7 protein-coding genes are annotated in these 4,320 nt (G+C 74.0%); 6 read left to right on the top strand and 1 reads right to left on the bottom strand.

The window, feature by feature from the left end; all coding sequences use genetic code 11:
- Positions 1–24 precede the first annotated feature (24 nt).
- The 4 genes from B4M60_RS05205 to thpR are packed head-to-tail and all read left to right on the top strand — an operon-like array spanning position 25 to position 1,611.
- Entirely contained in the window at positions 25–189 is a 165-nt protein-coding gene (locus B4M60_RS05205) for a hypothetical protein (RefSeq protein ID WP_291080952.1), read from the top strand.
- On the top strand, positions 186–626 hold the full coding sequence (locus B4M60_RS05210) for a fluoride efflux transporter FluC (RefSeq protein ID WP_291080953.1): 441 nt from the start codon (positions 186–188) through the stop codon (positions 624–626). Before B4M60_RS05205 ends, B4M60_RS05210 begins: the two co-directional genes overlap by 4 nt.
- Complete coding sequence (locus B4M60_RS05215) at positions 623–1,015, top strand: fluoride efflux transporter FluC (protein ID WP_291080955.1); 393 nt, start codon at positions 623–625, stop codon at positions 1,013–1,015. Before B4M60_RS05210 ends, B4M60_RS05215 begins: the two co-directional genes overlap by 4 nt.
- A gap of 11 nt (positions 1,016–1,026) precedes the next feature.
- Positions 1,027–1,611: an RNA 2',3'-cyclic phosphodiesterase gene (gene thpR / locus B4M60_RS05220; protein ID WP_291080957.1), complete on the top strand. Its 585-nt coding sequence runs from the start codon at positions 1,027–1,029 to the stop codon at positions 1,609–1,611.
- On the opposite strand, the gene B4M60_RS05225 is transcribed toward thpR, so the two are convergent.
- Complete coding sequence (locus tag B4M60_RS05225; protein ID WP_291080959.1) at positions 1,578–1,943, bottom strand: YrdB family protein; 366 nt, start codon at positions 1,941–1,943, stop codon at positions 1,578–1,580. The two genes, thpR and B4M60_RS05225, sit on opposite strands and share 34 nt — an antisense overlap.
- A gap of 41 nt (positions 1,944–1,984) precedes the next feature.
- Between B4M60_RS05225 and B4M60_RS05230 the strand changes: the two genes are divergently transcribed.
- Both B4M60_RS05230 and B4M60_RS05235 read left to right on the top strand, forming a co-directional pair.
- On the top strand, positions 1,985–2,614 hold the full coding sequence (locus tag B4M60_RS05230; RefSeq protein ID WP_291080961.1) for a nucleosidase: 630 nt from the start codon (positions 1,985–1,987) through the stop codon (positions 2,612–2,614).
- A 101-nt stretch (positions 2,615–2,715) separates the two neighbouring features.
- Positions 2,716–4,200: an HNH endonuclease signature motif containing protein gene (locus tag B4M60_RS05235; protein ID WP_291080963.1), complete on the top strand. Its 1,485-nt coding sequence runs from the start codon at positions 2,716–2,718 to the stop codon at positions 4,198–4,200.
- Positions 4,201–4,320 lie beyond the last annotated feature (120 nt).

The raw sequence follows: 4,320 nt of genomic DNA on the forward strand, positions 1-4,320 counted from the left end.
AGATGTGTATAAGAGACAGAGTGGGTGCTGCCGGGCGGGGACGGCGCCCCCGAGGTCGAGGTGGTCGGGCCGCCGGAGACCCTCGCGCTGCTCCTGTGGGGCCGGGTGCGCGCCGACGCCGCCGGGCTCGAGATCGCCGGTGACCGCGCCGGCCTCGACGCCGCGCTGGAGGCCGGGCTCTCGGCGTGAGGCCGCACCTCTCCACGGCGCTGCTGCTGGTCGCGACCGGCGGGGCCGCCGGGTCGGCGTCCCGTGCGGCGGTGGTGCTCGCCCTGCCCGGGTCGAGCGCCGCGGCGACGCTGCTGGTCAACGTGGTGGGCGCGTTCCTGTTCGGCGCGCTGGCGGAATGGGCGGCCGGGGGTGGGGACCCCGGCGTCGAACGACGACGACGAGCCGTCCGGTTGCTCCTCGGGACCGGCTTCTGCGGGGGGTTCACCACCTACTCGGCGGTGGCGGTGCACGGAGCCGAGCTCGTGCAGGGGTCGGCGCCGGTGACCGCAGCCGCGTACGCGCTGCTCACGCTCGTGGCGGGGGCGCTGGCCACGGTGGCAGGTGTTGCGGTGGCAGGTAATGCGGCGGCGGGTGTTGCCGCGGCGGGGTCCGGCCGGAGCGGGGCGGCGCCGTGAGCGCGGCGCAGCTGGGCGGCGCCGCACTGATCGGCTGGGCCGCGGTGGGCGGCGGCCTGGGCGCGGCCGCGCGGTATGCGGTCGACACGGCGGTGTCGTCACGGTGGCGGCGGACCTTCCCGCTGGGGACGTTCCTCGTCAACCTCACGGGGTCACTCGTTCTGGGTCTGCTCGTCGGACTCGCGTCGGGCCCGACGACCATGGCCCTGGTGGGCACGGGTGTGCTGGGCGGGTACACCACGTTCAGCACGGCGAGCGTCGACACGGTCCGCCTCGCCCGATCCGGTCATCGCGGGACGGCCCTGGCGTACGGGGGCGGGACGATGCTCGCGACGATCGCGGCCGCCCTGGCGGGGTTGTGGCTCGGGTCGGTGTGGGCCACGGCGTGATGGGACACCGGATGTTCGTGGCCGTGCTCCCCCCGGAGGCGGCGCGGGACGAGCTCGAGCGGTTCCTCGAGCCGAGGCCGGGCCTGGCGTGGACCGACCCCTCGCAGTGGCACCTCACCCTGACGTTCTGTCCGAGCGTCGACGAGTGGCGCATCGACGACCTGGTCGAGCGGCTCTCCTCGGTCGCCCGCCGGCACGAGCCGTTCCGGCTGCGCCTGGCCGGGGCCGGGGCGTTCCCCTCGGTCGAGCGGGCCAGGGTCCTGTGGGCGGGGGTCGAGGGCGCCCGGGCCGCCGGGGCTCTGGACGCACTCGCGGCCGGGACGCGCTCGGCCGCCAACGCCGCCGGCTGCCGCCCGGACGGCGCCCGCTTCCGGCCCCACCTCACCCTCGCGCGCCTGCGCGGCCGTGACGACGCGACCTCGTGGCTTCGCGTCCTGGGCACCTTCGCCGGCAGCGAATGGACGGTCTCGGAGATCGTGCTGGTCGAGTCCTTCCTCGGCGAGGGCCCGCGCGGGCGCGCACGCCACGAGGTGGTGGCGCGGCTCCCGCTGGGAGGGAGCGGTCAGTCGGGGTGGCCGGACCCCATGGCGACCTGACCCGCCGACAGCAGCGGGCCGGACACGATCAGCGCGATCCCGGGCACGTGCAGCCCCACCGCGACCAGTCCGGAACCCACCGCCACGCACGCGACACCGGCGATCGTCGCGCGCGGCCACGCCGGCAGCCGACGCGGGGCCTTCGGCGACATGAACACCGCCCACAACCCGATGAAGGCGGTCGGCACCAGCACCGCCGCCACGATCCCGATCGTCACGCCGGAGGGGTGGGCGAGGCGCCACGCCACCACGCCGAGTCCCACGGCGAGCGCCAACTCGCACGCGAACGCGAAGGAGGCGACCCCCCAGTAGACGACCGGATTCCTGAGCACACGGTGGAGGGTACCGAGCAGCGGCGGCTACCGTGTGGGCCGTGGAACTCCTCGGAACGGTCGATCTGGCACACCCCCTCGTCGTCGTCGCCCTCGAACAGGAGGCACGGCACTTCGTCACCGATTTTCCCGTCCTGGTCACCGGCGTGGGCAAGGTGCGCGCGGCGATGGCCGTCGCGCACGCGCTCGGGGGCGGGGTCCGGCCGCGCGAGCTCGTCAACGTGGGCACCGCCGGGGGGCTGCACCCGGGGATGGCGGGCACGCACGAGATCGCGATGGTGTTCCAGCACGACTTCGACGACCCCGCCCTCCACGCCGTCACCGGCCGCCACGACGGTCCTCCGCTCGCCCTGTCGCCGGTCCGGGCGGTCATGCCGGAGCCGAGGTACGTGCTGCCGTCCGCGCCCGGCGGTCCGACGGCCCCGGTGCTCGCGTCCGGCGACAGGTTCGTGGCCGGCGGGCCGCTGCGCGATCGCCTCGCGTCGATCGCGGACCTGGTGGACATGGAGGGATATGCCGTGGCGGCGGCGGGGGCGGCGCTCGGCGTGCCCACGCGGCTGGTCAAGCACGTGTCCGACACGGCCGACGAGGTCGCCGGCTCCACGTGGGTGGAGAGCGTGGACGCGTTCTCCCGCGTGCTGGCCGAGTGGGTCGGCACCCGGCTGGGCTGAGCGGCGGGGCCGACTCGATCGAACACTTGTGCCACCGCGGTCGGAGGGGTAGGATCGAATGAAAGTTCGACTAGGGCCGGGGATGGAGAGGGGCGACGACGATGACGACGAGAGTGCTGTTCGCCGTTCCCGAGCCCCTCGGCATGGTCGACATCAAGGTGGTCAGCGAGGCCGCGCGGGCCGCGACGCTCGCGCAGAACCGGGCCGGGGCCACGCGGCTGGAGGCGGCCCACGTCCTGGTCGAGCAGTACGCCCGGCTCGATCAGGCGGACTCGAGGCCGGCGTACGCGCGGCTGGATCCGCAGGCCAGGGCTCGCGATCACCTGGCGTCGGCCTGTCAGCTCACGTTTTGGCACGCCGCGCGGTTGGTCACGGCCGGGGTCCAGATCCACCGCCGCCTGCCCCGCCTGCGCTCGACGGTGGACCGCGGGCTGGTGCCCGAGCAGTTGGCCGTCGACATCGCGTGTCGTCTCGCCGATGTTCCCGACTCGATCGTGACCGACGTCGAGGACGACGTGATGGCGCGTATCGCCGAGGACCTGGCCGGAGGGGACCGGCCCGGTCGCCCCGCGGTGGACTCGCTGATCGACGACTCCGTCCGGCGCCACGATCCCGCGACGGCGGACGAGTCGGAGGCCGCGGCCGCCGAGGCCCGCACGGTCCGGTTCCGCCGCGCGCGGAACGGGATGGCCACCATGTGGGCCAAGCTCTCCGCCACCGATGCCGAACTGCTGCGGAGCCGGATCGAGACCGACGCCACCGCCGCATCCCGGGACGGGCTGACCGGGACCATGGACCAGCTCCGTGCCGACGCCCTGGCCGCGCTGGCGGTCTACGCCCCCGCGGGACGGGCGTCTGCGACGAACCGTGCCGGCGGGGACGGAGTCGATGTCGACGGCATCGAACTCGGGGACGTGGCGCTCGGGGCGGACCTGCCGCGGCCCACGGTGGGCAACGCCGCAGCGGCCGGGCAGCCCATCCGCATCAGCGTGATCGCCGCCGCGTCGCGGGGACTGCCCAACCGCGTCGAGTTCGTCCACGGCACGTACAGCAGCTTCGAATGGCTCTGTCGGGAGCTGTTGGAGGGCGACGACGCGAGTGTGCGCTTCGAGCTCCTCGACCCCGCTCCCGGTGCCCTGGATTCCCCGGAACACGCCCTCCGCTACGTGATCACTCCGGCGATGGCCGAGAGGATCAGGCTGCGCGACGGAACCTGCCGTCACCCCGGGTGCTCGGTGGCCGCCCGGGACTGCGACGTGGATCATGTGATCGCGTTCAACAGAACCGATCCCGAGCTCGGCGGCCCGACCGCCGAATGGAACCTGATGTGCCTGTGCCGCAAGCATCATCGGGAGAAGACGTTCGGCACCAACGCCTACCGTCTCGGTCCCCTCGGCGACCTGGTCATCACCACCGACACCGGGCACGAACACCGCACCCGGCCGAGAGGCCCCCTGGCGAGGGCCCGGGACGACATCCGGGAACGCGAGTGGGACGAGTTCGCGGACCGTCTCATCGGCGACGACGGGCTGCTGACCAATCCGCCGGGCGCGGACAGGCGCAGACCCCGTGGCCGCCCCGCGTGAGGCGTCAGCAGTCGCCGACGCCCACCCATTCCGCGACCCCGTCGGTGAAGCGCTGACGCTTCCAGATGGGGACGCCCTGTTTGATCCGGTCGATGAAATCGGCGCAGGCGGCAAACGCCT

It is taken from the genome of Dietzia sp. UBA5065 (assembly GCA_002415925.1).
GTDB lineage: Bacteria > Actinomycetota > Actinomycetes > Mycobacteriales > Mycobacteriaceae > Dietzia.

Bases quoted from the DNA above. Each gene is read 5' to 3' on its own strand.
- B4M60_RS05235 (WP_291080963.1), top strand. From the start codon at position 2,716: ATGACGACGAGAGTGCTGTTCGCCGTTCCCGAGCCCCTCGGCATGGTC.
- thpR (WP_291080957.1), top strand. From the start codon at position 1,027: ATGTTCGTGGCCGTGCTCCCCCCGGAGGCGGCGCGGGACGAGCTCGAG.